We start from the raw sequence: 25,877 nt of genomic DNA, 5'->3' as shown, positions 1-25,877 counted from the left end.
TTAAGCGCTTAATATAGTGGCTATATATAGTCACTATATTAAGCCACTATAAAAACTCGTCGATATAAAAAAAGGGAGAGCCTGAGCTCTCCCTTTTTTATGCCATTATTCCATACGGTATTTACCATCTCCATAAGACAGTATTTTCATAGTAGTTGTGCAAAGTTCGCAGTTTATTTGACCAGCAGCGGCTTTCGATAAATCCAATATACGACCTTTAATATAAGGTCCTCTATCGGTAATTTTTACGATCACGCTCTGCTTTGTCTTTTTGTTAGTCACTTGTACCTTCGTACCAAACGGCAGCGTTTTATGCGCGGCGGTGAGGGAGTTCATGTTGAAGATACTGCCACTTGCGGTACGTTTGCCATGGAACTTACTACCGTAATAACTGGTGTTGCCGGCAAAAGCGGTCATACTTAATAGCAGTGATAAAGTGATGACTAAAGACTTGATTAAATAAGACATTTAATACCTATTTCTTGTTGATGAGATAGACAGATACTCTTGCCTATGTTATCCATACTCCCTGCGAGTACAAATAATAAAGGCATTTTACAAGAAAGAGCTTGTTATACCCTTACAGGTATGTAAAAGAACTACTAAGGTCAAAAGGGCGCTGTTATGCCTGCAAATCTATGATTCACCATTGCTCAATCCTCTTAACCACTCTTTAATTTTGTTAACAATATCTCCATTATTACTTATAAATATAGCCTTTATACTTAAGGTAACTATTTATTTGTCTAACAGTTTGGGTTGGTATTGTTGGCGGTTTATTATTGTTATGATGATATGTAGATGACAATAACAATGATAACGACCAGACGTTATATGCGTTATATCGCTCTCATACAAACCGGTCCATCGTTTCGTTTATATTGGCATAGCAGTCTTATTCACAGGCTTTTATATTGAGGAAAAATAACATGGCAGAGAAAAATTACTATGACATTTTGGGCGTCAAAAAAGATGCCAGCGATGCTGAGATTAAAAAGAAATATCGTAAGCTGGTACGCCAATATCACCCTGACGTCAGTGATGATCCAGACGCTGATAATAAAATCGCGGAAATCAACAATGCTTATGAAACCCTCAGGGATAAAGACAAGCGCGCAGAATACGATGCCATGCTAGACAATCCTTTTGCTGGTGCAGGCGGCGCTGGTGGCTTCGGCGGTTTTGGTGGGCAATCTGCGAGCGCTGGCGGCCAAGGTGGTTTTCGCTGGGAAGACATCAAAGATCAGTTTGGTGAAGGTCAAGCTTATGGCAATGGCGGTTTTCGCTTCGATGATATCTTTTCAGCCTTTGGTCGCGGTTCGCGTGGACAAACTGGTGGCCGCTCACAAAGCAGCGGCTTTGAGCAGTTTGGCGGCGGTTTTGGCGCGCAAGACAGTCAAGGTCAAGACCAACATGCAGAGATTACCGTGGATTTGGCCTCGGTCTATAGCGGTGATGACTATAGCATCAAGTTAAATGTGCCCGTGCGTCAGGCGAATGGTAATGTCGATTATGAAAATAAAACCCTTAAAATCAAAATTCCTAAAGGCATCACCGATGGCAAGCAAATCCGCTTAGCAGGACAAGGGGCAGCTGGTATCGGCGGTGGTAAAAACGGCGATTTATTTTTAAAGATTAAAATCAGTCACGCTGATAATATCCGTATTGAAGGCGCCGATGTTTATCAAACCGTTAATATTGCGCCTTGGGAAGCGGCGCTCGGTGAAAAAATCACCGTTAATACTCCAGCTGGCTCGCTTGGGGTGACGATTCCTAAAAACAGCAAATCAGGTAGCAATTTACGCCTAAAGGGTAAAGGTATTCCTGCGAAGCAAGCCGGCAATCTATATTTGACCTTAAACATCGTCAATCCTGATGTCAGCAGCGAAGCGGCCATAAAAGCTTATGAACAGCTTAAAGAAGCGTTTGCTGATACCAGTATCAGTCGTTAACGACGGGTATTAACGTCTGATGTTGACAGCTATTATTAACGATTGGTGCTATCAGTTTTTAACTGTGATGAATTATGAATAATCGCCCTGTAATAGAGATAACGACCATACGATAAAATAAAGCGCAAACGAGGATAATCATTATGAAACATTCGCCTGAATTTACCGACATTATCTTGAGCCTAGATGAGCTTGTATCTGCCTGTGGGCAAGAGCGCCAATGGGTCATCGAATTGCTTGAAGAAAATATTATCGAATATGATGTACCAGAGCGTCAGCAATTTACCGGTTATCAGTTGACAACCGTACGCCGTGCCTCGCGACTCAGCCGCGACTTTGAAGCCAGCGTGCCGGCGATTGGTTTGATACTGGAGTTACTAGATGAGGTTGAGCAGCTGCGCCAATTAAAGCGCCAGCTTGATATGCAGATGCCGGTGATTGAAGTAGACGTCGAGCATTTAAAATAGCCAACGTCTTATTATTATCCATAAAAAAGGGTCTCTAAATGAGACCCTTTATACTATTACAAATACCGCTTTAAAAATGACGGTTTTTCATTAAAACCAACGTCAATAACTAACAACTAACGCGCATATTTTGGATCAGCGGCAGCGGTAAATAAGACGTCTGTTGATGAGTTTAAGGCAGTTTCAGCGGAATCTTGTACCACCCCGATGATAAAGCCAATTGCCACCACTTGCATGGCGATGTCGTTTGGAATACTAAATAAGCTCGCAGCTAATGGAATTAAAAGTAGAGAACCACCAGCCACACCAGAAGCGCCGCAAGCACTAATCGTTGCGACCAAACTTAGTAGTAGCGCTGAGGCAAAGCTTACTTCGATACCAAGTGTATGCGCTGCTGCTAGCGTTAAGACGTTAATGGTAATCGCCGCACCCGCCATATTGATGGTTGCACCTAGCGGAATGGTGACTGAATAAGTGTCTTCGTGTAGACCCAATTTACGCGCAAGGTTCATATTAACCGGAATATTGGCGGCTGATGAACGGGTAAAAAACGCGGTAATCCCCGATTCACGCAGACAAGTAAATACCAGTGGGAAAGGGTTTTTACCCGTCTTAACTAAGACGATAATAGGGTTGACTACTAGCGCAATAAACAACATACAACCGACCAGTACCATCAAGATGCGCGCATAACCTGCTAGGGCGGCAAAGCCTGTCTCAGCGACGGTATTGGCAACCAAGCCTAAAATACCAAATGGCGCTAGCGCAATGACCCATTTGACCACTTGCGAGATGGCATCAGAAAAATCACTGACCACGGCTCGCGCGGTATCGCTGGCTTGACGTAGGGCAAAACCAATGATGATTGCCCACGCTAAAATACCAATATAATTGGCATCAGCGATGGCCTGCACAGGGTTGGCAACCAAATTCATCAGCAAGTTGGTGAGTACTTCTTGCAGGTTAGCAGGGGGTACTTGCTCAATGTTGGCATTGACCAATATCAGCTCGGTTGGGAATAAGAAGCTTGCGCCAACGGCGGTCAGTGCTGCCAAAAAAGTGCCAAACATATACATAATCAGCACCGGTTTGACATACACCTCATTGCCACTGCGATGTTGGCTAATCGCTGCCATGACCAAAATAAAGACCAATATCGGCGCGACTGCTTTTAGCGCGCCGACAAATAGCGTCCCTAATAGGCCCAGCGCAACACCGATATTTGGTGCCAGCCAGCCAATCAAAACGCCTAATATTAAACCGATAATAATAAGCGGCACCAGCCCTATACGCTGGTACATCGCAATCAATGAACGCATCTATACACCCTCGACTTTGTCAATAAATATAAAATTTATAATAGAACGGAAAAGTAATCGAAGGATGGTAGCATTTTTTTAAGATAAACGCCTACCTTTAACCCATGCCTACCTAAACACATAAGGTGAAGTAAAAGTGCGCAATGTGAAAAAATAGAAGTGTTTTTTAGGACGAGAAATAAAGGGATTTTATAGCTAAACCTTAAAATGGGTCAGCTCGTAGCCCAATTGTTGATAGGCTTTGTATTTATGCCGACCTTCTTGCGTACTCTCAGGGTCAGGTTTTATCAGCTCAAGCACCCGAGTAGGCTGGGCATTATTGGTCGCTGCCATAAAACGATTGACAGGATGGATGGTGGTATTTAGGACAATACCTTTAAAATCCGCTGGCATATAACTGCTAAGTAAAACAGGAGCTAATGCCTCGTTATTCTCTTGCACAGATTTGCTAGCATCTTTAGGCTCAGAAATAGTAGCGTGCAAAAGTCGCTGATGCGGTATAAAGCTTGCGGCATCATATGACCATAGCGCCTCATCAAGTGTCGATAGCAATTCATCATCTTTATCAATGAGAATCAACAGCGACTGAGCGCTTTTATTCAGCGCGGTTTGGGTCAATTGACAAATAAAGCCCAAGATATCTTGGGCTTTACTCTCACTTAAAATATAAAAACTGATATTCATAAATTCATTTTCATAAATTGGTATTTTACCAATAGATTATTGATAGCGGATTAGGCATTGTTTGCGATGTTTTTGAGGTATTGCATAAATAGCGGAACAGGGCGACCAGTTGCTGCTTTGTCTTTACCTGAGTTCCATGCCGTACCAGCGATATCCAAATGCGCCCATGCTTGACCTTCTTCAACGAAGCGCGATAAGAAGCAAGCGGCTGTGATAGCCCCGCCACCTTTACCACCGATGTTTTGCATATCAGCGATAGGCGAGTCAAGCTGCGCTTGATACTCATCATCTAACGGCATATGCCAGATTAAATCGCCCGATAAATGACTGGCGTTTTCTAGTTCAAATAACACGTCTTCGTCATTACTAAATACCGCTGAGCGCACGTGACCTAAGGCAACCACACAAGCGCCGGTCAACGTTGCCACATCAATAATGGCTTTTGGATTATAGCGCTGTACATAGCATAACGTATCGGCCAACACCAAACGACCTTCGGCATCGGTATTTAAGATTTCAACCGATTTGCCATTCATGGCTTTGACAATATCGCCTGGGCGCGTGGCATCACCTGATGGCATGTTTTCCGCACAAGCAAGCGCACCAACGACGTTAATCGGGAGACGCGCTTCACATAAAGCTTTAATCGTACCAAGTACCGATGCTGAACCGCCCATATCAAATTTCATCTCATCCATCGCCGCACCAGGTTTGATTGAGATACCGCCTGAATCAAAGGTCACGCCCTTACCGACTAAGACGATAGGCGCATCATCATTGACAGTTTTTACATCGCTGTTTTTGTCAGATTTTTTACTAGCAGCTTTGGTCGGTAATTTATCCGCCAAGGCTTTTAGACCGCCTGTTACTTTTGCACCACTATTGGCGATTTTGCTAGCGCCGACTTTAGCGCTAAAGTTAGATTTACCGCGGTACTCTAACAATACCAATTTGCCTTCTTTGGCTGAACCTTGGGCAACCGCTAAGAAGCAGTTCATACCCAGCGCTGACATCTCATCTTCACCCAAGACGGTGACTTTTAATAAGTCAGGATAAGCTTTAGCAAGCGCTTCGGCTTGTTCCGCCATGTAAGCAGGGAAACAGATATTGCCCGGCTCATTGGCGACATCACGGGTCAAGCTTTGACCAGCGAATACCGCTTCGGCAAATGTTAACGCAGCTTCTAATGACTCGTCAGCCAATAAATAGATGTCGGTTAAAACAGGCGTGCTTTGTTCAGATTTGTATTTATCAAAACGGTAGCTTGCTGCCAATAAATTAAGGGCAAACTGGCTGAAATGATTTTCTTCTAAAGCATCACCTAAAGCAACGGTGATAGAGTCAACACGTTTTTGCGTGCTTTGATAGATGGTATTGGCGATTTTTTGCAATACGCTGTGACCAAGCTTATCAAGATTACCCACACCAACGAGTAATAGCTGTACTGGGTTTTCTTTCGTGGTTTTCTTGTCGCCAGCGAGCGCATAATCAGCGACGGTTTCGCAGGCTTTACCATTAAAATGTGATACTTCCATCAATTGCGCAATACGGCTTTGATAATCGCTCAATTGCGCTTCAGCTAAGATGTTTTTCTTATCATCGATGAGCACCACAAGACAGGCAGCGTCTTTACTTTTGGCTTCTTTTTTAAGTATTTTTTGTGTATGGGTTTTTGGCAGGGTTTGCGTTAATTTAATATTCATATAGTTATCCTTATTAGAGTTATGAAATGCGTGTTTTATTAATGTATTCGTGCTTTTTAAAATAATACTTTTTAAATGCCGTTACTTATGCGGCTAGCACAATAGTGTAGCATATTGCGAGGCGAGTGCGCAGCGAGCGCGGCGTCGCTATCCATATAGCAATTCTATATTTTTTTGAATCGACTACCTATTTATTTGTGCTGTTTAAAGTATTTGTACCATTTAAATTTGGCAGAAACAGTAGTTTAGCAACAAAACCTAAAAAAGCGCGGCAAAGGATACCAAGGACAAACAAACTTTGCTGAATAGTATAAAGCAAACATACGGCGTAAATAGTTAACAGATTCATCCATAGATTAAGGTATTCTTATAAATAATATACGCTGTAGGCTTTGTTAGTTTTAGCTATTATGAACCAAACAATCAAGGCTTATAGCAAGATGCATGCAATGTTTTCCAACACATTTCACAGCCATTTTTGAGCAAAATATGCTAGGATTAGCGGTTATCTTTATCGCTACTGTTTATAACATAGCGCCAGTCAAACTGCGCTAAATTGTGCGCATACCAACCTTTTTCTAAAGAGTGCCTATTGTGATATTACGCCGCTATATGACTCAACAAGTTGCCTCAACGACCGCTTTGGTGTTGGGGTTTTTAGTGGTGATGATGCTCGGCGGCCGCTTAATCCGTTATTTCGGTATTGCCGCAGAAGGCAATTTAGACATCAGCTTATTATTTACCATCATTGGTTATAATTTGCCCTACTTTTTAGAGCTTATCCTGCCATTGGCATTTTTTATCGCGCTCATGCTAGTATTCGGGCGCTTATACGTCGACCAAGAGATGGCGGTGATTAATGCCAGCGGCGTGTCGCGTGGTAAGCTTGGGCGGTTGATGACGCCGCTGATATTGGCATTATTTGTTGGAGAGGCGGCCTTATCTATTGTTGGAAAACCGTGGGGCGTACGCTCATCGGAGAGCGTGTGGCAACAGCAAGCGTTGACCAGTGCCTTTGATTTGATACGTCCCAATCAGTTTATCAGTAGTGGCAATTATCATTTGTATGTCGGCAGCTTGAGCGATGATAAAAAGCAATTGCAAGATGTGATATTGATTCAATCTGAGCCTAAAGCCAAAGGCAGTACGGCGAAAAACGCGGCCGCTGATGTAAATAATAATATCGACCCAGAAACCGCTGAGCAATTAAATATCCCAGAGCTGCCAAACGCGCTTACAAGCAACAATGCTATCAGTAAAGATACCATTACCCTTGCCAAACGCGCTCAGCAAGTAGATACCGGCAGTAGCGGCGTTACCCAATTGGACTTATTCCAAGGTCGCCGCTATGAAGTCGGCGCGGGCAGTTTAAAATACAATCAAGTGGGCTTTGATCGCTACCGTATTACCTTGACCGAATCCTCCAAAGAAGTCATCACCGAAGCCAATATTGAAACCCAAGCGATTGGTCCATTATGGCAAGCCGCAATGGGCAGTACATCAGTGAATAGTGAAAACGCACTTCGAGCGGCGCAAGGGGAGCTTGGCTATCGTCTTGCTTTGCCATGGCTCATGATTATTGCACCGATGCTTGCCGTGCCACTGGCGCAAGTACGTCCGCGTCAAGGTCGCTGGTTGCGCTTGTTTCCGTCGATTTTGTTATTTGTCAGCTGTGCGCTGGGTATTATTTCTCTCAAAAATGCGGTGAGTAAAGGCAGTGTTAGCGTTTGGGCGTATGCATGGTTGGTATTAGGCTTTATGGTATTGGCGCTCTATATGAATTGGGGCAGCCGCGTCCAACATCGTTTGCGCTTTCGCAAGCCAGATGAGCTGTTAACCGTCAGCGAGCATCAAGGCAATATTGACCATAAAAGCAATGGCTCACAAGGAGGACAATCCTAATGAGCGCTTTATTCTCTAAATCATCAAATTCTAATTCATCAAAGCCAAATTCGCCAAGCCATAAGCTAAAACTTGCGCCAAAACCAACCAATCTAAAAGTGCTGAGCTGTTACGTCAAGCTTAATGCTTTGCTCGCCATCATCGGCGCGGTTATAGGCTTGTGGGCATTGCAGCTGGTATTTTCTTATTTGTCTGAGCTGGATTCGTTAGATGATAACTATACGATGGGCGAGGCGGTTAAATATATTTTTTATCGCTCGCCGTACTTCTTAGAGCAATTTATCCCAACGGGTGCGTTACTTGGTGCGGTGGTTGGTTTGGGTTTACTAGCCAATAAAAGCGAGCTGGTCGTTATGCGCGCCGCTGGCGTCAGCGTTTATCGTATCGTCAGTTGGGTATTGCAGCCGGCCTTGATTTTTGTGCTATTGGCATTGGTGATTAATCAGTTTGTCCTACCGCATTCCAATCAATTAGCGCAAGAAATTAACGATCAAGACAATAGCTCGATTGTCACCTCGGTACGCGGTTATTGGACAGTACAGCCACGCTTTGAGAGTGCAAAAGACGGCAGTGCCAAGCCAGATGGCAGCGATATTTTGTATATCGATTATGCCGATGTGAAAGGCAATATCGGCGAAGTTAAACGTTGGCATTTAGACAATAATGGCAATCTGCAAACTGCTATTCATGCCGAGGGCGGCAAATATATCGGCCGCGAAGCAATAGATACTAATAGCAGCAAACCGAGCGAGCAATATCGTTACGAGTGGCAGCTGAATAATATGACCAAGCTGATGATTGGTCAGGGCTTTGAGAGTAGCCAAGCTATCGCACCGTCAGATACCTTGAGTTTGCCCTTCGCGCCTGAGTCGGTGTATTTACTCACTCGTAAGGCCGAAGATTTGTCATTGACTCAATTATATGAGCATCGCCAATTTATGCGCCAGCAAGGCACGCGCTCGTTAAGTCATGAGTTGGCCTTTTGGCAAAAGCTGCTGTCACCATTATCGATTTTATCGCTAGTGATTGTTGCCTGTTCATTCGTCTTTGGCTCACTACGTACGCATAGCTTGGGCTTACGCATCGTCGTGGCATTGCTATTTGGCTTGCTGTTTAGTTATGTGCAAGACTTGGTTGGCTTTGTCTCATTGGCGACTGGTTTTTCGCCGTTATTAATGGTGCTATTACCGATTATCGCCAGTGCGATATTGGGCGGGTATTTGTTGAAGCGGCAAATGTAGTTTTAAAAATATAATTGTAAAAATATAGTTCTAAAAATTTAGGTAAAAAAACCCGCTAACACATCATCGTGTTAGCGGGATTTTTTGTGCAGCTTTTAAGTTGCTTAAGCTTAGTCTTTGGTCGCCATGGTAATGGTATAGGTTTTACCTTGTTTAACCTTTTCGCTATTGCCAAAGACTTCGGTAAACGAGCGCTTCATAAACTGACGTAAACCATTGATTGTCACTACATAAAAACGCCCACCTTGACGCATGCGCGCATAAGCATCAAGGAAATACAGATAATGCTGCTCTTTGCCGACTTTAGCGGGCAAGTTCGACATCACAAGGCTAAAGTCTTTGTCTTTTGCCACATGGTTAAAGCCATTTGATAAATGTACATCGACATTCTTTAGACCGTTTTTCTCGCAATTCAAGCGCGCATATTCTACCGCCATAAAATCCTTATCAATTAAGGTATGCTGACCATTCGGGCATTCACGCGCCGCCGTGATCCCAAGCACGCCATAACCACAGCCCAAATCGATCGAATCATCGTCCGCTTGAAAATCCACGTAATCAAGCAGCATCAAGCTACCATCATCGAGCTTTTGCGGTGAAAAAATACCCCACGTGGTCGCAAAATCAAACGGCTTGCCCAGCACATCTTGGCGAAAATGAATGTCTTCACGCCAGTGTTCGGCGCTTTTTAATAGGTCAGCAGGAGGCTTATGGTTTAATGGGTGGCTCATGGGATTCTCGGATAGTAGATAGGTAAAAGGTTAATAAGCTATGGCAGGTATTGTAACGAGAAAAGGGCAGGTTTGCAGCTAGGGATTGATAGAATTGTAGCAAGGGTTGAAGAAAAGAAGTAGGGTGCGCCTAGCGCACCTTAATCAAGACAATATCTAACATGGATGCTCAAGGCGTATCCTACTTCCCCAACCGCTTATTTAATAAATGATCAAAGATAAACGGACCAAATGGTAAAAACGAGCCAAGCACACCGACAGGTATTGCCCATAGCGGCATCTTTATTTTGCTCGTTGCAATCAGTAGCATCAAAATATAGGCGATAAACAATGCCCCATGCGCCATACCGATATATTTTACTGCCTCAGGAATACCCATCATATATTTTAGTGGCATGGCGATACCAAGCAATAATAAAAAAGACGTGCCTTCTAGATAACCCATGATGGTCAGGTTTTTGAGGGCAGAATTTTGCCCTTTTGTTAGGGTAGGCAGAGTAGATGGCTGAGCTTGCAACACGTTATATTCCTTTTACAATCATCAATAAATCTTTAATTTCAGTTTTAACCGCGCGGATGATGCTCGGCATGCAGCTTTTGTAATCTCGCCGTCGCCACATGGGTATAAATCTGCGTGGTTGATAAATCACTGTGCCCCAGTAATAACTGCACGCTACGCAAGTCTGCGCCATGATTGAGCAAATGAGTGGCAAAGGCGTGACGTAAGGTATGTGGTGATAATTCTTTATCGATACTGGCAATTTTGGCGTATTTTTTTAATAGATACCAAAAGTTCTGCCGTGTCATATAGCCGCCTTGCGCGGTCAAAAATACTGCTTGGCAATTACCCGATTTCAAATGCGCAATCAAATCACCACGAGCATGAGTTAGATAATCTTCTAGCGCCTCTGCTGCGTATTCGCCGAGTGGCACTAAGCGGGTTTTATTGCCTTTACCGGTAATTTGTAGCCAACCAGCGTTTAGATTGACTTGTTCTAATGATAGATTAATCAGCTCACTGACGCGCAGACCGCAAGCATAGAGCACCTCTAACATGGCTTTATCACGCAGTCCGAGTGCGGTGCTAGTGTCAGGCGCGGCGAGGAGATTGTCGACATCGGCCTCGCTCAAATCCTTTGGCAGTGGACGACCTAATTTGGGGCTTTTGATACGCTCGCAAGGATTGTCTTCGCGCAGATTACTGGCAATCATCCAAAGGTAGAACTGGCGCAAGCTTGAGAGCATACGTGCTTGCGTGCGCGGCGTTTTGCCCTCGATGGTAAGGGTTGATAAACAGTGCAGCACGTCTTCAGGCTGCCATTTCGTCAGCACGATAGGATTGGTCAGCTCACAAGAGCGCAAGTCGCGCACATAAGCATTACGCGTCCGCGTTGCAAGCCCACGTGCTAGCATTGCTTGACGAAACTCGGTGATATAAGTTGGCTCGTCATCGACGGCGAGCGCTTTAGGTTGGCGCTGTTGGACGGCGCGGTCGCGGCTCATAATTTGATACTCAATGATTAATTATCAATTATTAAAGATTAGGCAGGTTCTAAACACCATAAAGAAGTGACCTCGCTACTCCTCACTGCATATAGCGGATCAGACTCATCTTGGCTACGACCATGCTTAGGTTTGGTATCGAGGCGGTATTTCACTTTTAGGCCGCTATCGGCAAACCAGCCTAATAATTCCTCACGAGTACGCAGTTGCAGGTGCTCAGCCAAATCCGACAGAATCAACCAGACTTCTCCATGCTCAGCTAAATGAGCTTTCGCCCCCTGCAAAAAACCACGCAGCATTTTGCTATTGGCATCATAAACGGCATACTCTAACGGCGAGCTGGGCTTAGCAGGTAGCCAAGGCGGATTACAGACAATCAGATTGGCGAGTGGTGCATCAGTTGGATAAAGGTCGGCTTGTTGCAACTGTACATTAGCTAATTCTAATTGCGTAAAATTTTCGCTGGCGCAGGTTAAAGCTCGTGGATTCAAATCCGTGGCTATTATTTGTGGAACACCGCGCTGCGCCAAGATAATTGCCAGCAAGCCAGTGCCCGTACCGATATCGTAGGCGACATCACAAGTATCTGGCAGTGGCGCCTCGAGTAATAGCTGTACATATTCATGGCGGGTTGGGGCAAAGACACCATAATGCGGGAATATTGATAAATCTAAACCATCAATCGGAACGCCTTTTTCGCGCCACTGCGCTGCTCCAAGCGCTCCTTGTAGGTCACGAAACGACAGCACATACGACTCATTTAATTCATTATCCAACTGACCAAAAGCAGCTATGCAAGCTGCACTCATATCAGGGGCGCGGCGTAATTGGCTGACATAATTGGCATCAAGCTCGAGTAGCAGACGGCTTAATATGCGCGCACGCTGGGCTTGCAATTGGCGCTGCTGATGAAATAAGTTAGGAATGTCTTTGGATAACTCTGAAGATTTATCTACATTTTTATTGGATTTCGCAGATTGATTTGCTGCTTTTTTCATTTTACGTAGCTCAGAGCGCTCATTGGTACGCTCGATGCGTCGATTGAGCGCTTGTAGCAATTGCCGTGCATTATGAAAGTCACCGTGCCACAGTAGTGAAGTGCCTTCGCAAGCCAAGCGATAAGCCTCATCGGCGGTCGTTTTATCATCGACCAATACAATACGCGCAGGTGGCGCATGATTGCTTTCCGACACCCAAAGTGCTTGATGTAACGTCTCGCTGCCGTCTTTGTTTTCGAGCCACTGCACATACTGCTTTTGGGGTGCTAACATGCTATCTACCTTTAATTTGTGAATGATATGTTTCGTACAAAGCAAAGATATCTGGATGCTATTAGTGCGCTGATGCTATGAGTGCTTTAAGCATTCTTTTTCTTGACCAAATACCGATAAAGGGTGGCGTTAATAGGCGCATCATCATCGTCCGCAATTGTGATTTCATCCGGATCAACATTTAAAGGCACATTTTCAGCAAGCGTTTCTTGCTTTACAAGCTCGTGCCCCAAGTGACGGCAAAAATTAGGAATATCGCGAGTGGTCGCAGGATCTGTAGCGAGTATCTCAATCACTGCGCCAGCTTCGGCATTACGTATGGTTCGATGTAGCATCATCACCGGCTCAGGGCAAATCAGCCCTTGGGTATCTAAATGATGTTGAATGGTACTATCAGATGTTGAAGTTGTCATAGTCGTTTTTTAAATCAATAAAATATGGTGAATGTTTTCAGTTCTTTATTAGTGATGGCATTTTTATCAGGAAGTTTTATGTTTCTTTAACATTTTCAGACGTTTCTTCAGCGTCTAAAAAGTTAAAAAAGCGCTTAAAGCTCACCTTAAATAAAAACGCCACCCCAAGCCAACATGCCAATCCTAACCAAGCAGTATCGGCAAATAGTAGCCCGCCAAGTAATATAACCGTCGATACACCAATACTCATGGCAATCATTGATGGCTGATTTAAGCGATAACGATAAATCACCAATGCATCATAAATAGTAATAGGAATCGTCAGCGCCACCAAAGCGTAGGGCAGGTTATAGAACAATTGATAAAGCAGCTGATTGTCATGAAAGGCTTTGATACTAGCAATGGTGCCAAAGACCATAAAGGCGAGGATAGCAGCATAAATAAGATAAATCGCTATCTGGTTTGCTCGCTGAGCGCCGTTGATACGTGCAATCGCGAGCGGTGCAAAGCCACGTTGCGACTTGTTTTGCAAAGATTGGTCTGAGACAGTGGTCATATTAATCAGTCATTTATTCGTTTAGACGATATAAAAAAAGAGGGGGAGGTTAGTCATGGCTTTACTGCACTATTAATCCGCTTTAATGGCGTCGATAGCGATACTGCTACTCGGATCAGCAAAATACGTCGACATTAGGATACAAGCGGAGATATCATCAATCGGATCGCGCTCGTTTTGAATCCAGCCGTTTTCCCACGCAATTTCGCGTGCTGCTACTGAGGTCAGGCGTTCATCACAGAGAGAGACAATGACGGGTAAACGCTGCTCCATAATTCTGTGCGCCAACCGACGAGCAAATTTGTGCGCCCGCTTGGACAGCATTGAGCTGCTCCCATCCATGTTTAATGGTAATCCGACCACCACTTTTGCCACGCCCCAAACTTTGATAATACCGAGCAGGTTGTCCCAATCCGGCTGACCATTATTCATCGCCAAAATATCAAAGGCACGTGCCGTCTCGGTAATAGAGTTGCCTAGCGCCATGCCCATCTTTTTGACGCCATAATCGAGCGCCAAAATAAGATGCGGCTTAATCGTTGGCTCTGTAGCGCTATCAGCATTTATAACGTCTGTGCTATGAGTAGTTATAGCGCCCGCGCTATCTGCAAGAATACTATTGACCATAATTTGAGGTATTTCCTATTTCTGTCTTCATGAAGCAAATGCTGCTCAGTATATAGCACTTAATATATAACGCTAGGCATGACCAATATCGCTGCTTAGATAGTCAAAATTAACGCCAATCTTATCGGCAGCGATTTGCCAGCGTTCTGCAAATGGCGTATCAAACAATAAGTTTAAATCAGCCGGGCAGACGAGCCAGTCGCCACTCGCAAGCTCTTGGTCGAGCTGCTTTTTTCCCCAGCTGGCATGACCTAAGCACAGCTGATAATGCCCAACACCTTGACCAGCAGCGATGCGTTTTAGGATATCTTGGCTGGTAGTAATACAGACGTTTTCTGAGATGGCAAAAGACGACGCCCATTCTGGTTGACCGGTGTGCAAGACAAAACCGACTTCTGGATACATAGGACCCCCTTCTAGCGCCATATCTTCCATTACTTGCGGATCGGTCACTTCGATACCTAAGTCTTCTAGCAGTTTGCCGACGCGCGCTTGCTCTATCGGACGATTGACCATCAGACCGAGCGCCCCATGTTTATCATGGCGACAGATATAAATCAGCGCCTGCTCAAACCGTGGGTCTGACAGCTCGGGCGCCGCGATTAAGAAATGATGGGTCAAATTGGCTTTAGACATAGAAACAAACGCAACCTAATATTAAAGGTGAAATTATCAAGAGGATAGACCACTATATGGCGTTTAGGTGTAAAAAATCAACTAAAGCAAATGTTTAGCGATTATTTGTGAGTAATTTGCTATTAATCATTTAGCTGCCAACCATTTCATAACCATCAATCAATAGCCATCAATCAATAGCCATCAATCAATAATCATTATTTAACATCGCTTAATAAGCTACGCGCATGGTCACGGGTGATATCAGTGATGGTCACCCCGCCAGACATACGGGCCAGCTCATCGACTTGCGCGCTATCGGTTAAGATTAATAACTCGCTTTCGGTTTGCTCATCATGATGCTTTTGTACCAAAATATGCTGATGCGCTTGCGCCGCAACTTGCGCTTGGTGGGTAATGGCCAATAACTGCTGCGTCTGCCCAAGCGCGCGTAACAGCTCACCAACCACTTGCGCCGTACCGCCACTGATACCAACATCCACTTCATCAAAGACGAGCATTGGCTTGGCAGCATTATTATTAGCATTGGTCGCTTGCAGAACTTGCATGACCAATGCCATCCGCGATAGCTCGCCACCTGAGGCAATTTTATGTAGCGGCTGCATCGGCATACCGACGTTGGCGCTAAACAACAAATCGATATCATAGCAGCCTTGACCATTATACTGGCTAGGATCGGTCTTTTTGGTAAAGACAAACTCGCAGCGCGCATTTGGCAGGGCAAGCGGTTGTAATTGCGCAATCAGCTGTTTACTGACTTTTGGCGCCGCTTTTGAGCGCTGTTTATTAAGCTCAGTGGCAAGTGACAAATACTCTTGCCATGCTTGCTCGATTTGCGCTGCCATCGCATCGCTACTTGGCTCGTTTTCTAACTGTTCTAATTGCGCTTGCCACTGCTTTGCTTCATCAATCAAATCGCTTGCGGGCAGGCCATGCTTACGCGACAAGCGGTGCCCAAGACTGATTAAGCTATCGAGTGTTTGCAAGCGCTCAGGGTCGGGTAATTGCTGTTCAGCATAATCTGATAGCAAGCCTGTGACCTCAGTGATTTGCTGCTGCGCCAAATGCAACTGTTCGGACGCCTGCTCAAAGGTTTGACTGACGCTCATTTGATTGTCGCAAAGCTTAATTGCTTGCCCGAGCAAGGTCATGACATCCGGCTCATCGGTGTCATTATCGAGCAGGTGTAAACCGTGACTGGCTTCCGTCATCAACGCTTCGATATTAGACAGCTCTTCGTGCTCCGCTTCTACTTCTGCATAATCAACCGCGAGTAGCGGCGCAATGTCAGCAAGCTGGCTTTGCAACAACTGTATTCTATCTTGACGCTGAGCTTCGCGGCTGGCGATATCATCAGCGCGGCGTTTGAGCTGCTGATAAGCTTGATAGCTGCTGGTCGTTTGTACAGCAAGTGGCGTGATTTGTGCCATCTCGTCAAGCCATTGCACCACAAATTGTGGCTTTAGTAAGGCTTGCTGGGCATGTTGACTATGAATGTTTACCAATAAAGCGCCCAAGCTTTTTAATTCCGCTAAGCTGACCGGCGTGCCATTTAACCAGGCTTTAGAGCGCCCTGTATTACTAAGCTGACGGCGAATCAGGACTTCAGGTTCTTCTAAAGAGCGCTCATTTTTGGCAAACCATTCTGCCACGACGTCATTATTTTCTACATCAAACTGCGCATAGATATCAGCATACGCCGCGCCGTGCCTGACCATGGCACTATCAGCGCGCTCGCCTACGCACAAAGACAGCGCATCTAGTAATAATGACTTGCCAGCACCTGTCTCACCGGTGATGACATTGAAGCCTTCAGCCATGCTCAGCTCATGCTGAGCAATCAATGCAAACTGCTGTAAAGTTAATGATACGAGCATCAATGCCTCTCATGGCAGACAATAAATATCAGCAATTAGGCTGATTTTTAGGTCTACAATAGGATAAATAAAGAAAAACAGCTTTGGTAAATGGTGCTAATAAGATAAAGACAATTGGCAAATATTATGGTGGCAAAAGGTAGGAAATACAAATTTTAAAGGTAAGCAAAGCTAGGTATTCATTTAACAATAAGCACAACTTTCCTAGTGGCTGTAACAAACTTTATAGATATAATGTGGTAGCATAATCTCACATAATGATAAACTCTTACCACCAGATTTTCATACCATCTGCTATCTATGATGATTCTAGTAAAAGACGAGAGGTGAGTTCATGCTAGACAAAGTAAGCGTTTCATCATTACTTTTCATAGTGTATTCTCTATGCGAGTCTTTATTTGGTTAACAGTTATATCGAGCTAAATATAGAGTGAATCGTCAAAAAGTTGTAATAGAACTGTCAGTTAAGCGATGAGTTATTCTGCTATTTAGTTTTTCAATTTGGTCTTTTAGTTTGGCAATAATTATTTGATAAGGAAGCCACTATGACAGCGGCGCAATTTACCAATGTAACAGTCAATGCTCAAGCCACGATATCCTACGATGGTCGTTGCTCAAGCCATACCATTATGTTTGAGGACGGTCGCCATAAAACGCTCGGGGTTATTTTGCCTTGCGACAATTTGGTTGAGCACTATCACTTTAGCACCAATACTTCGGAGCGCATCGAAATCATCAGCGGTGAGTGTGAGGTCAAAATAAACGGTGAGGAAGAATTTAGCTACTACCGCGCAGGACAGTCATTCGTAGTCGAAGGCAATAGTGGTTTTAATTTGCGTACAGAAGAAATCGTGCAGTATATTTGTCATTTAGAAGGTTAAGCTGGCTAAAAAATCATACGATTAAAGGTGTTACAAGACAACTTGCCACCCCTTTAAATAAACAAGTTAGAAGAAATAAATCTTACGCCAAGGTTTATTTCTTTTTTTTGGCGATTATTTTAATAATCTTTCGTTTCGCCACGCGTTAATTGCTACAATTATCGTTATATAGGCAGTCCGCTATAAGATGAACATAGAGCTACTGGTATTCATTTTCCTTGCTTGCTGTGCCTACGCAGACAGAGGCTGCGCAAAATGAATACCAGTAGCGGGTCATCATACTTGTACTGATTTTATTTAGGACTGACTATATTTCCTATTTTTTATCGCCGTACGCGATACCACTTTTATATTGTAGATTCCCTATGGCAAAACCCAGCTATTTTTATGGCATTCACGCGATTGAAGCCTTACTCGAATACCGCCCGCTTGATGGACTCAGTTTATTTGTCCAACAAGGACGTGAGAGCGACAGCCATGTGCAAGCGATTATGGCGCAAGCACGTGATAATGGTATTAGTATTCAACCGACACAAAAAGATAAGCTTACTCAGCTGTGCGGCAGCCCGCAGCATCAAGGCGTGGTGCTTAATGCGCGTCCGTTAGGGTTCGCTGACGAAGGTTTATTGGATACCCTTGCTAAGCGTGAGCAATGCTTATTATTGGTGCTCGACCAAATTACCGACGCGCATAACTTTGGTGCGTGTTTACGTACCGCAGTGGCCATGGGCGTTGATGCCGTTATTTGCCCCAAACACCATGCGGCAAGCCTGACGCCAACGGTTGCGAAAGTATCGGTAGGAGCTGCCGAGATGATGCCTATCGTTAGTGTGACCAATTTGGCTCGTACGTTAAGCAAGATTAAAAATGCTGGCGTCTTTGTGTTTGGCACCGCATTAAATGCAGAGGCAAAGCCAATACATGCTGCTGATATGACGGGTAAAACTGCGATTATTATGGGCTCTGAGGGCGAGGGCATGCGTCGCCTGACGATGGAGAGCTGCGATGAGCTGGTTTATATTCCGATGTCAGGCAACGAGCATGGTAACCTGCAAAGCTTAAATGTGAGTGTGGCGACTGGTATGGCGCTCTATGAGATTAATCGGCAGCGAACTTTAGCTGCTGGGCAAGCGTAAGATAGTTTCGATGTAATGGCTCAAGCTGTAAATATAGCGCCGCAAGATCGCTCTCGTTAAGCACCACATCATCTGCATGACGATTACGCTCTTCGCGGCTGAGCTGATTAATCATGATGGCTTTAATCTTTTGCACGCTTTGCTCATCGCGCTGGCTGGCACGGGCAAGCTGAGTTTCCTCGGTGGCATCCATCACCAATATACGCTGGCATAAATTGGCAAGACCCGCTTCTGCTGCCTCAATCAGTAGTGGCGCTGATAGCACGACATATGGCGACGTACTGGCTGCTAGTTGCAGCTTTGCCGCTTCGCGTATGGCTGGATGGGTGATGGCTTCAAGCTCAATTAAGGCTTCAGGATGGGTGAAGACATGAGTGCGCACGGCGGCGCGATCCATTTCACCGTCAGCATTTAATACCCAATCACCAAATTTTCTTTTGATTTTACGTAAAGTAGCGCTACCTTTAGCGACCACTTGATGAGCAATCACATCTGCATCAATAATATCAATCCCTTGCTGCGCGAACCAATCGCTTGCCGCCGACTTGCCGCTGCCGATACCGCCGGTCAAGCCGACAACTAACGTCTTGCTTTTGGATTGGGGCGACTGTGGCTGATAGGAATAAGATGAAGATGAGGCATAATTTGACATAGTAATGACTTATTTAACCGATAGAAGAGGGAGGCTACAATATACCAATAGCCTATTCTAGCAGGTTAAAGCGCATTTTTGAGAAATTGCGCGTCTACTTGCGTCAGTATAGGGGTTTAAGCGTACATTCCTAAATACCAATTGACGATATCTGGGCCGTATAATAATGCAATGATACCAGCAATGGCGATATAAGGACCAAAAGCAAAAGGACGACTTTCTCCTTGTTTTTTCATCAGAATAATCCCGACGATAGAACCTAATAGGGAGGAGAGCAAGATAATGAGTGGCAACATCATAGGCCCAAGCCAAGCACCCAAGACGGCTAGTAATTTAAAATCGCCTTGTCCCATGCCGTGTTTTTTCGTAATGAAATAAAAGATTTTTACCACGACCCACAAAGATAAAAAGCCAAGTAAAAGTCCCCAGATTGACTGCGTAGGTGAGACAAACCAGCCTTGCGAATTTACCGCCAATCCTAAGCCCGCTAAAGGAAAGGTCAGGCGGTCAGGCAATAGCTGGGTATCAAAATCGATACCCGTTAAAGCAACCAGCGTCCAGACCAAAATCAATGCTGATAATCCTGCGGCGCTGACGCCAAACTGATAAATGACCAACATAGATAGCAGAGCAGTCACCAGCTCAACAATAGGATAACGTAGTCCGATAGCCGCTTTACAGTCTGAGCAGCGCCCGCGTAATATAAGCCAGCTTATTAAAGGGATGTTTTCATACCACTTTATTTTATGAGCGCAGTGCGGACAGCGTGAAGCCGGTGTGCTTAATGTAATAGAAGGGTCAGCAGCGACGATGTTTGCCAATGGTTGCGTATGTTCAGGCGGCATGTCTGCTTGCTCAGCCATAAACTGGCTACATTCTTGCCGCCACGCCGCTACCATCATGAGCGGTGTCCGATGAATCACCACATTTAAAAAGCTGCCAACACAAAGACCAAGTAGACCAAATACGACTAAGGCAAGAGTCATATTTTCTTGTAATAACTGAAGAAATTGCATGAAATCGTTTTCCTTGCAGTGGCTGTTAGCCTACCACTGAGCCCATTTGGAAGATTGGTAAATACATGGCAATCACTAAGCCGCCAACCAATACACCAAGCACCGCCATAATTAACGGCTCCATTAAGCTGGTCAAACCATCGACGGCGTTATCGACTTCATTTTCGTAATAGACCGCAACTTTATCGAGCATCTCTTCTAAGCTACCTGATTCTTCCCCGATACCAACCATTTGAATCGCCATACTTGGGAATAAGTTGGTTGAGCGTATCGAAAATTGCAATTGCTGACCGGTTGAAACATCGTTTTTTATTTGCTGAATGGCGTTATAAAAGACTACGTTATTTGCAGCGCCAGCGGTAGAATCTAAAGCATCAATGAGGGGTACACCAGCAGCAAAGGTGGTCGATAATGTGCGCGCAAAGCGAGCGATGACCGCTTGATAAGCGATGTTGCCAAATATGGGCGCTTTTAATACCGCACGGTCTAAGAAATCGCGAAACTTCTTAGAGCGTTTTTTAGCTTCTGAAAAGCCAATGACGGCGCCACCAATCAGTACGATTAAAATAAACCACCAAGATTGCATCCATTCTGACATCCCTACTACCATCTGAGTAAACGCCGGTAGTTCGGCACCAAATGAACCAAATAAATCGGCAAATACAGGAACAACTTTAACCAGTAGGATAATAGTGACGATAATAGCAACGACAATCACGGCGATAGGATATTTCATTGCCTTTTTAATTTTGGCTTTTAACAGCTCACTTTTTTCTTTATAGGTTGCAACGCGCTCTAGCATGGTCTCTAACGAACCGGACTGCTCGCCAGAGTCTACAAGAGAACAAAACAGATCATCGAAATAGCGCGGATGTTTACGCAGTGCCGAAGCAAAAGTGCCGCCCGCTTCGATATCGGCTTTTATTTGTAAGACCAAATCTTTCATGCTCGGGTTATCAAGAGAGTCAGCAACAATCTCAAAGGATTGGGTTAACGGCACGCCAGCTTTCATCATAGTGGCCAACTGCCGGGCAAAAATAGCAATATCAATCGGTTTAATAGACTTTTTAAAAGTGTATAAAGGCTTGGGTTTTTTCTTGATACCTTTGACAGTGATACCTTGTTTGCGCAAAGTGGCTTTCGCCAACTCCAAGCTACGACTGGTGGTTTCGCCTTTTACTTTTTGTCCGCGCCGGTTTACTCCATCATAGACAAAGTCTAATAGCATGTCGGTTTTAGCTTTTGCCATGTTGATACCCTCAAAATTCATCTAATAAAGACGTTATAAACCGATAAAAGTATGTCAAATTTAATACCTCATTTCGGCATACTTCATTTCTATAAGAAAAGCCAGTATATATATGTTTTATATTTAAGTACATCTGTTAGATAACATTGCTAGTTTATAAGTATAAAGGTTTAAAATCACGAATTAGAATTTTAATTTTGCAACGGTTGCTATTCAGAAGTCACGCGCATCATTTCTTGAATACTGGTTACTCCTTGTAGCACCTTTAAAATACCCGAGCGCCGTAAATCTCTAAAGCCGTTTTTAAGGGCAGCATCTTTAATGTCTATGGCGTTACCATCTTCCATAATGATACGTGAAATATCGGGACTGACTTTCATCACTTCATAAATACCAACACGGCCTTTGTAGCCTTCACGACATTCATTACAGCCAATAGGTTCATAAATGACATTGTCTGGGTTGTCTAAATCAGCATCGGTAAAACCAAGCTCAAGTAGACTTTGGCGCGGAAGATTGATGGGTTTTTTACAATTTTTGCATAAGCGCCGAGCTAGTCGCTGAGCGATAACTAAGTTGACTGAGGTGGCAATATTAAATGAGGCAACACCCATATTGCGCAAACGCGTTAAGGTTTCAGGGGCAGAGTTGGTATGCAGGGTAGAGAGTACCATGTGTCCTGTTTGTGCTGCTTTAATCGCAATCTCGGCCGTTTCAAGGTCACGAATCTCACCGACCATGACGATATCAGGATCTTGACGTAAGAATGATTTAAGCGCATTGGCAAAGGTTAAACCGACTTTGGGGTTAACGTTGACCTGATTGATACCTTCAAGGTTAATCTCGACAGGGTCTTCTGCCGTTGAGATATTGGTCTCGCCAGTATTTAAAATATTAATACCCGTATAGAGCGAGACGGTTTTACCTGAACCAGTAGGACCAGTAATCAGCAGCATACCTTGCGGCTTATGTAAGGCTTCTAAAAACATCTCTTTTTGGTCGGGCTCATAACCCAATGCTTCAATACCAAGCATGGCAGATGAGGGATCCAAAATACGTAAAACCAGCTTTTCGCCAAATAAGGTAGGTAGGGAGTTTACGCGGAAATCGATGGCTTTATCTTTCGAGATTTTAAGCTTAATACGCCCATCCTGCGGTACACGGCGCTCAGAGATGTCCATTTGCGACATGACTTTTAAACGCGCGGCAATTTTACCCGCAAGTTGTACCGGCGGACTGGCCATTTTTTGCATGACGCCATCGACACGAAAGCGCACGCGATAGGTTTTCTCATAAGGTTCAAAGTGTAGGTCTGAGGCGCCCATACGAATGGCGTCAACCAACATTTTATTGACAAATTTTACAACTGGCGCTTCATCGACGCCGTCGCTAAGTTTGGTTTCGCCTTCATCTTCTTCGCTTTCATTAAAGCCGATATTTAAATCGCTGTCAGAAAAACTATCAAAACTTTGCATAGTATCAGCGTACAGACTTTCAATATGCTTTTTGAGCTTATCTTCTTCAACGACGATCGTTTCGACAGACAGGCGCGAGTTAAAGGCAATAGCGTCGATGGCATCGATACGGGTCGGGTCACTCAATGCCACAAATAAGCGTTGCCCGCGTTTAAACAGTGGTAACGCGTTAAACTTACGTACGATTTTTTCATCAACCAAGTCTTTTGGAATGACGTCTGGGCTTAGGGCATCAAGATCAAACAAAGGATCACCAAACGCTTGTGATAGCATCTGAGCGACCTGATAAGCATTGGCCAACTTATTGTCAACCAAATAAGGCACCAATCCGATTTGCTGCTGTTGCGACTCTGTTTGCGCGGTTTTCATATGTGCTTCGCTGACGATACCTTCGCTAATCAACTGCTGCGCTAAACCACCGTACTTACTGGCTGTGATAGACATTAAGACCTCTCTATGCGTGATACCAAATGGGCTGTATTTTTTACCAAAACCAAAGCATCTACTATATATAACACCAGTAGTTTATTTATAATCGTTACATTGATTAGTAACATTTATTCTAAAAACAACTGATTGATTGCCTTGGTTTTATTTTTTATAAATAGAATGATATAGGAATTTTTTAGAGTTAAAAGATTTTATATAGCGTATAAGATGACTAATCTGCAAAAAACGTCAATGTGGCAAATACTTATTTAAAATAATTTTATGCAAAATCGGTTCCAATGCTAAGCACCTCATACTATAGCAACGCACTATAGCACTTGGGAAATATTTGTTATACTTGCGCGCATATGAGCCATATTGGCAGCAATACATAAGATAAGGTAAATGGGTATGCAAGCTTGGGTAATTGGGAATTGGAAGCAGAATCCAGCAACGAGCCATGACGTCAAGGCGCTACTAGATGACTTATTAACGGCTGTTAGCACAAAAGAGCAGGCGGATATCGATAACTGTCAATTGATGGTCGCCCCGAGTTTGATTCATTTAACCGCTGTCAGTGAGCGTCTAAAAGGTAGTTCAATACTGAGCGCCGCTCAAGATATAAGCGCCTATAGTCCCAGTACTGGCGCTTATACTGGTGATTGTTCAGCGCAGCAAGTTGCTGATACTGGCGCAACATGGACGATATTAGGTCACTCTGAACGCCGCCAGTATCATCAAGAATCTCATGACTGTTTATTGCAAAAAATGACTCACGCCCTCGCGCAAAACTTAGGCGTCATATTTTGCATTGGCGAAACCCAAGCGCAGTATGATGCCAAAGAAACGCTGGCAGTCATTGATGCGCAATTAGCGGTGATTAAAGATTTACTTGCGCAAAATCCTGAACTTGCTACAGATTTGTCAGAGCGTTTAATCATCGCTTATGAGCCAGTTTGGGCAATTGGTACGGGCAAAGTACCAACCGTCGCTGAAGTAAGTACGACGCATCAACATATTAAGCAAACCCTTGCGAGCTTCAATGGCGAATTAGATAACATAACGGTTTTATACGGTGGTAGCGTCAATGCTGACAATGCCGACAGTTTTGCTGCTGATAGCATGATTGATGGGGCATTGGTTGGCGGCGCATCGCTAAAAGCAGAAAGTTTTTTAGCGATTGCTAAGGCTTTTGGCGGCAATAAAGCGTAGTCGTATTCAGTAAAATTACAATTTAATCCATATTGAACAATGACTTTGCTCAAAAAATGTCTTTCGCAGTTGGCAAAAGTGGCTTTAACAGTGCCCTTGCAATCGTGTACAATGCGCCTTATTTAGATGATTGCTTTATTTACACAACTGGTTTGGCGTTATTGGCCATATTAAAGGGCAATCGTTAAACGCCAGTTATTTACATTATTTAATCCTACGATTTATTTTACGTTATCAGTCGTCATTACGCGGCAAAAGAGGCCACCATGTTTACGTTTATATTAGCCCTGCATATTATCGTGGCGATTGCCATGATTGGCTTGATTTTGATACAGCATGGTAAAGGTGCAGACGCCGGAGCTTCTTTTGGTGCGGGCTCATCAGGTACCGTATTTGGCGCCGCCGGCACTGCAAACTTTTTGACGCGTGCCACTGCGGTATTAACGGTGATATTTTTTATCACCAGTATGACGCTTGCCGTACATGCACGTAAACAAGCAGAAGACCAGTTCCGTTTAGATGCGCCAGTATCAGCGCCACAAACACCGCGCCCATTGACGCAAAATCCTCAGTAGTTATATTGGCGTTAAAGTCTGTCTTAATTTTTTGACAGATAATTTTAACCGTTATCTTTTAATTCAGGCAGTACTTGCTATTTTAAGAGGTTAGATTTACAATGCTTCTCTGTTTTTAGCGGTCTTTAACTTTCGTTGCCTTCCTTATGCATCGGTTATAAAAGGTTAAAGCTCAAAAACAGAGTAGTAAGAAAAATGCGATTGTGGTGGAATTGGTAGACACGCCATCTTGAGGGGGTGGTGGCGCAAGCTGTGGGGGTTCAAGTCCCCCCAATCGCACCAAGCTTTATGTGTATGATGTTTTACTTGAACGTTGTTGTACTCAAACATTATAGAAAGCAGGGTTCATCGTCATTAATGGTTAATTTGA

General features: G+C 44.2%; 25 protein-coding genes and 1 tRNA gene. 9 read left to right on the top strand and 17 right to left on the bottom strand.

Going from position 1 to position 25,877, the window contains the following annotated elements:
- Positions 1-105: 105 nt before the first annotated feature.
- Positions 106-468, bottom strand: a complete 363-nt coding sequence (locus B3R91_RS03370; RefSeq protein ID WP_286796483.1) for a septal ring lytic transglycosylase RlpA family protein — start codon at positions 466-468, stop codon at positions 106-108.
- 461 nt (positions 469-929) lie between these two features.
- On the opposite strand from B3R91_RS03370, the gene B3R91_RS03365 reads away from it, so the two are divergent.
- Together B3R91_RS03365 and B3R91_RS03360 are read left to right on the top strand one after the other, a co-directional pair.
- Positions 930-1,952 carry a DnaJ C-terminal domain-containing protein gene (locus B3R91_RS03365; RefSeq protein WP_286796482.1) on the top strand — a complete coding sequence of 341 codons (1,023 nt, stop codon included), beginning with the start codon at positions 930-932 and terminating at the stop codon, positions 1,950-1,952.
- A 143-nt stretch (positions 1,953-2,095) separates the two neighbouring features.
- Positions 2,096-2,419: a chaperone modulator CbpM gene (locus B3R91_RS03360; RefSeq protein ID WP_144297316.1), complete on the top strand. Its 324-nt coding sequence runs from the start codon at positions 2,096-2,098 to the stop codon at positions 2,417-2,419.
- Between the two features lie 116 nt (positions 2,420-2,535).
- On the opposite strand, the gene sstT is transcribed toward B3R91_RS03360, so the two are convergent.
- The 3 genes from sstT to B3R91_RS03345 all read right to left on the bottom strand — a co-directional run bounded on the left by sstT (position 2,536) and on the right by B3R91_RS03345 (position 6,125).
- Positions 2,536-3,738, bottom strand: a complete 1,203-nt coding sequence (gene sstT / locus B3R91_RS03355) for a serine/threonine transporter SstT (RefSeq protein WP_068407337.1) — start codon at positions 3,736-3,738, stop codon at positions 2,536-2,538.
- Between the two features lie 195 nt (positions 3,739-3,933).
- The gene (locus B3R91_RS03350) at positions 3,934-4,422 is read right to left on the bottom strand and encodes a DNA polymerase III subunit chi (protein WP_201550436.1); all 489 of its coding nucleotides are present in this window, start codon (positions 4,420-4,422) and stop codon (positions 3,934-3,936) included.
- Between the two features lie 50 nt (positions 4,423-4,472).
- Positions 4,473-6,125, bottom strand: coding sequence for a leucyl aminopeptidase (locus B3R91_RS03345; protein WP_286796481.1), 1,653 nt, complete (start codon positions 6,123-6,125; stop codon positions 4,473-4,475).
- 612 nt (positions 6,126-6,737) lie between these two features.
- Here B3R91_RS03345 and B3R91_RS03340 point away from each other — a divergent pair.
- On the top strand, positions 6,738-8,027 hold the full coding sequence (locus B3R91_RS03340) for an LPS export ABC transporter permease LptF (protein ID WP_286796480.1): 1,290 nt from the start codon (positions 6,738-6,740) through the stop codon (positions 8,025-8,027).
- Positions 8,027-9,268: an LPS export ABC transporter permease LptG gene (gene lptG / locus B3R91_RS03335; protein ID WP_286796479.1), complete on the top strand. Its 1,242-nt coding sequence runs from the start codon at positions 8,027-8,029 to the stop codon at positions 9,266-9,268. The genes B3R91_RS03340 and lptG overlap by 1 nt, the downstream gene beginning before the upstream one ends.
- Before the next feature lie 110 nt (positions 9,269-9,378).
- On the opposite strand, the gene B3R91_RS03330 is transcribed toward lptG, so the two are convergent.
- From B3R91_RS03330 to recN, 9 genes are all read right to left on the bottom strand, one after another.
- Positions 9,379-9,999, bottom strand: coding sequence for a class I SAM-dependent methyltransferase (locus B3R91_RS03330; RefSeq protein ID WP_286796478.1), 621 nt, complete (start codon positions 9,997-9,999; stop codon positions 9,379-9,381).
- Positions 10,000-10,180: 181 nt separating this feature from the next.
- Positions 10,181-10,519, bottom strand: a complete 339-nt coding sequence (locus B3R91_RS03325; protein ID WP_286796477.1) for a DUF3817 domain-containing protein — start codon at positions 10,517-10,519, stop codon at positions 10,181-10,183.
- Positions 10,520-10,563: 44 nt separating this feature from the next.
- A complete protein-coding gene (xerD, locus tag B3R91_RS03320) occupies positions 10,564-11,502 on the bottom strand; it encodes a site-specific tyrosine recombinase XerD (protein ID WP_286796476.1) in 939 nt (312 codons plus the stop codon).
- A 38-nt stretch (positions 11,503-11,540) separates the two neighbouring features.
- Complete coding sequence (locus B3R91_RS03315) at positions 11,541-12,773, bottom strand: class I SAM-dependent methyltransferase (protein ID WP_286796475.1); 1,233 nt, start codon at positions 12,771-12,773, stop codon at positions 11,541-11,543.
- 86 nt (positions 12,774-12,859) lie between these two features.
- On the bottom strand, positions 12,860-13,186 hold the full coding sequence (gene tusA / locus B3R91_RS03310) for a sulfurtransferase TusA (RefSeq protein WP_200663028.1): 327 nt from the start codon (positions 13,184-13,186) through the stop codon (positions 12,860-12,862).
- Positions 13,187-13,262: 76 nt separating this feature from the next.
- Positions 13,263-13,742: a hypothetical protein gene (locus tag B3R91_RS03305; RefSeq protein ID WP_286796474.1), complete on the bottom strand. Its 480-nt coding sequence runs from the start codon at positions 13,740-13,742 to the stop codon at positions 13,263-13,265.
- A gap of 72 nt (positions 13,743-13,814) precedes the next feature.
- Positions 13,815-14,369 carry a Holliday junction resolvase RuvX gene (ruvX, locus tag B3R91_RS03300; RefSeq protein WP_286796473.1) on the bottom strand — a complete coding sequence of 185 codons (555 nt, stop codon included), beginning with the start codon at positions 14,367-14,369 and terminating at the stop codon, positions 13,815-13,817.
- A gap of 72 nt (positions 14,370-14,441) precedes the next feature.
- On the bottom strand, positions 14,442-15,005 hold the full coding sequence (locus B3R91_RS03295; protein ID WP_144296863.1) for a YqgE/AlgH family protein: 564 nt from the start codon (positions 15,003-15,005) through the stop codon (positions 14,442-14,444).
- A 197-nt stretch (positions 15,006-15,202) separates the two neighbouring features.
- Complete coding sequence (recN, locus tag B3R91_RS03290; RefSeq protein WP_286796472.1) at positions 15,203-16,882, bottom strand: DNA repair protein RecN; 1,680 nt, start codon at positions 16,880-16,882, stop codon at positions 15,203-15,205.
- 545 nt (positions 16,883-17,427) lie between these two features.
- Here recN and B3R91_RS03285 point away from each other — a divergent pair.
- Together B3R91_RS03285 and rlmB are read left to right on the top strand one after the other, a co-directional pair.
- The gene (locus tag B3R91_RS03285; protein ID WP_068407914.1) at positions 17,428-17,763 is read left to right on the top strand and encodes a pyrimidine/purine nucleoside phosphorylase; all 336 of its coding nucleotides are present in this window, start codon (positions 17,428-17,430) and stop codon (positions 17,761-17,763) included.
- A gap of 365 nt (positions 17,764-18,128) precedes the next feature.
- The gene (rlmB, locus tag B3R91_RS03280) at positions 18,129-18,899 is read left to right on the top strand and encodes a 23S rRNA (guanosine(2251)-2'-O)-methyltransferase RlmB (protein ID WP_068407911.1); all 771 of its coding nucleotides are present in this window, start codon (positions 18,129-18,131) and stop codon (positions 18,897-18,899) included.
- On the opposite strand, the gene coaE is transcribed toward rlmB, so the two are convergent.
- The 4 genes from coaE to pilB form a co-directional block, all read right to left on the bottom strand.
- Positions 18,862-19,551 (bottom strand): dephospho-CoA kinase, encoded by a 690-nt coding sequence (gene coaE / locus B3R91_RS03275; RefSeq protein ID WP_286796471.1) that lies wholly within the window; start codon positions 19,549-19,551, stop codon positions 18,862-18,864. The genes rlmB and coaE overlap by 38 nt on opposite strands.
- A 116-nt stretch (positions 19,552-19,667) precedes the next feature.
- Positions 19,668-20,567, bottom strand: coding sequence for a prepilin peptidase (locus tag B3R91_RS03270; RefSeq protein ID WP_286796470.1), 900 nt, complete (start codon positions 20,565-20,567; stop codon positions 19,668-19,670).
- 25 nt (positions 20,568-20,592) lie between these two features.
- Entirely contained in the window at positions 20,593-21,816 is a 1,224-nt protein-coding gene (locus B3R91_RS03265) for a type II secretion system F family protein (protein WP_200663034.1), read from the bottom strand.
- A 209-nt stretch (positions 21,817-22,025) separates the two neighbouring features.
- Positions 22,026-23,735 (bottom strand): type IV-A pilus assembly ATPase PilB, encoded by a 1,710-nt coding sequence (gene pilB, locus B3R91_RS03260; RefSeq protein ID WP_286796469.1) that lies wholly within the window; start codon positions 23,733-23,735, stop codon positions 22,026-22,028.
- Positions 23,736-24,131: 396 nt separating this feature from the next.
- On the opposite strand from pilB, the gene tpiA reads away from it, so the two are divergent.
- The 3 genes from tpiA to B3R91_RS03245 all read left to right on the top strand — a co-directional run bounded on the left by tpiA (position 24,132) and on the right by B3R91_RS03245 (position 25,789).
- The gene (gene tpiA, locus B3R91_RS03255) at positions 24,132-24,932 is read left to right on the top strand and encodes a triose-phosphate isomerase (protein WP_191691256.1); all 801 of its coding nucleotides are present in this window, start codon (positions 24,132-24,134) and stop codon (positions 24,930-24,932) included.
- 266 nt (positions 24,933-25,198) lie between these two features.
- Complete coding sequence (gene secG / locus B3R91_RS03250; protein ID WP_025652589.1) at positions 25,199-25,507, top strand: preprotein translocase subunit SecG; 309 nt, start codon at positions 25,199-25,201, stop codon at positions 25,505-25,507.
- A gap of 197 nt (positions 25,508-25,704) precedes the next feature.
- A tRNA-Leu gene (locus B3R91_RS03245) sits at positions 25,705-25,789 on the top strand.
- Positions 25,790-25,877 lie beyond the last annotated feature (88 nt).

Origin of the sequence: Psychrobacter sp. UBA6291, assembly GCF_002439405.1 — a bacterium.
Taxonomy (GTDB): domain Bacteria; phylum Pseudomonadota; class Gammaproteobacteria; order Pseudomonadales; family Moraxellaceae; genus Psychrobacter; species Psychrobacter faecalis.
This window is presented reverse-complemented; position numbering and strand designations above follow the sequence as displayed.

Excerpts from the sequence above, each read along its gene's own strand:
- B3R91_RS03370 (WP_286796483.1), bottom strand. The coding sequence starts at position 468 with ATGTCTTATTTAATCAAGTCTTTAGTCATCACTTTATCACTGCTATTA.
- B3R91_RS03365 (WP_286796482.1), top strand. The coding sequence starts at position 930 with ATGGCAGAGAAAAATTACTATGACATTTTGGGCGTCAAAAAAGATGCC.
- B3R91_RS03360 (WP_144297316.1), top strand. The coding sequence starts at position 2,096 with ATGAAACATTCGCCTGAATTTACCGACATTATCTTGAGCCTAGATGAG.
- sstT (WP_068407337.1), bottom strand. The coding sequence starts at position 3,738 with ATGCGTTCATTGATTGCGATGTACCAGCGTATAGGGCTGGTGCCGCTT.
- B3R91_RS03350 (WP_201550436.1), bottom strand. The coding sequence starts at position 4,422 with ATGAATATCAGTTTTTATATTTTAAGTGAGAGTAAAGCCCAAGATATC.
- B3R91_RS03345 (WP_286796481.1), bottom strand. The coding sequence starts at position 6,125 with ATGAATATTAAATTAACGCAAACCCTGCCAAAAACCCATACACAAAAA.
- B3R91_RS03340 (WP_286796480.1), top strand. The coding sequence starts at position 6,738 with ATGACTCAACAAGTTGCCTCAACGACCGCTTTGGTGTTGGGGTTTTTA.
- lptG (WP_286796479.1), top strand. The coding sequence starts at position 8,027 with ATGAGCGCTTTATTCTCTAAATCATCAAATTCTAATTCATCAAAGCCA.
- B3R91_RS03330 (WP_286796478.1), bottom strand. The coding sequence starts at position 9,999 with ATGAGCCACCCATTAAACCATAAGCCTCCTGCTGACCTATTAAAAAGC.
- xerD (WP_286796476.1), bottom strand. The coding sequence starts at position 11,502 with ATGAGCCGCGACCGCGCCGTCCAACAGCGCCAACCTAAAGCGCTCGCC.
- B3R91_RS03315 (WP_286796475.1), bottom strand. The coding sequence starts at position 12,773 with ATGTTAGCACCCCAAAAGCAGTATGTGCAGTGGCTCGAAAACAAAGAC.
- tusA (WP_200663028.1), bottom strand. The coding sequence starts at position 13,186 with ATGACAACTTCAACATCTGATAGTACCATTCAACATCATTTAGATACC.
- B3R91_RS03305 (WP_286796474.1), bottom strand. The coding sequence starts at position 13,742 with ATGACCACTGTCTCAGACCAATCTTTGCAAAACAAGTCGCAACGTGGC.
- ruvX (WP_286796473.1), bottom strand. The coding sequence starts at position 14,369 with ATGGTCAATAGTATTCTTGCAGATAGCGCGGGCGCTATAACTACTCAT.
- B3R91_RS03295 (WP_144296863.1), bottom strand. The coding sequence starts at position 15,005 with ATGTCTAAAGCCAATTTGACCCATCATTTCTTAATCGCGGCGCCCGAG.
- recN (WP_286796472.1), bottom strand. The coding sequence starts at position 16,882 with ATGCTCGTATCATTAACTTTACAGCAGTTTGCATTGATTGCTCAGCAT.
- B3R91_RS03285 (WP_068407914.1), top strand. The coding sequence starts at position 17,428 with ATGACAGCGGCGCAATTTACCAATGTAACAGTCAATGCTCAAGCCACG.
- rlmB (WP_068407911.1), top strand. The coding sequence starts at position 18,129 with ATGGCAAAACCCAGCTATTTTTATGGCATTCACGCGATTGAAGCCTTA.
- coaE (WP_286796471.1), bottom strand. The coding sequence starts at position 19,551 with ATGTCAAATTATGCCTCATCTTCATCTTATTCCTATCAGCCACAGTCG.
- B3R91_RS03270 (WP_286796470.1), bottom strand. The coding sequence starts at position 20,567 with ATGCAATTTCTTCAGTTATTACAAGAAAATATGACTCTTGCCTTAGTC.
- B3R91_RS03265 (WP_200663034.1), bottom strand. The coding sequence starts at position 21,816 with ATGGCAAAAGCTAAAACCGACATGCTATTAGACTTTGTCTATGATGGA.
- pilB (WP_286796469.1), bottom strand. The coding sequence starts at position 23,735 with ATGTCTATCACAGCCAGTAAGTACGGTGGTTTAGCGCAGCAGTTGATT.
- tpiA (WP_191691256.1), top strand. The coding sequence starts at position 24,132 with ATGCAAGCTTGGGTAATTGGGAATTGGAAGCAGAATCCAGCAACGAGC.
- secG (WP_025652589.1), top strand. The coding sequence starts at position 25,199 with ATGTTTACGTTTATATTAGCCCTGCATATTATCGTGGCGATTGCCATG.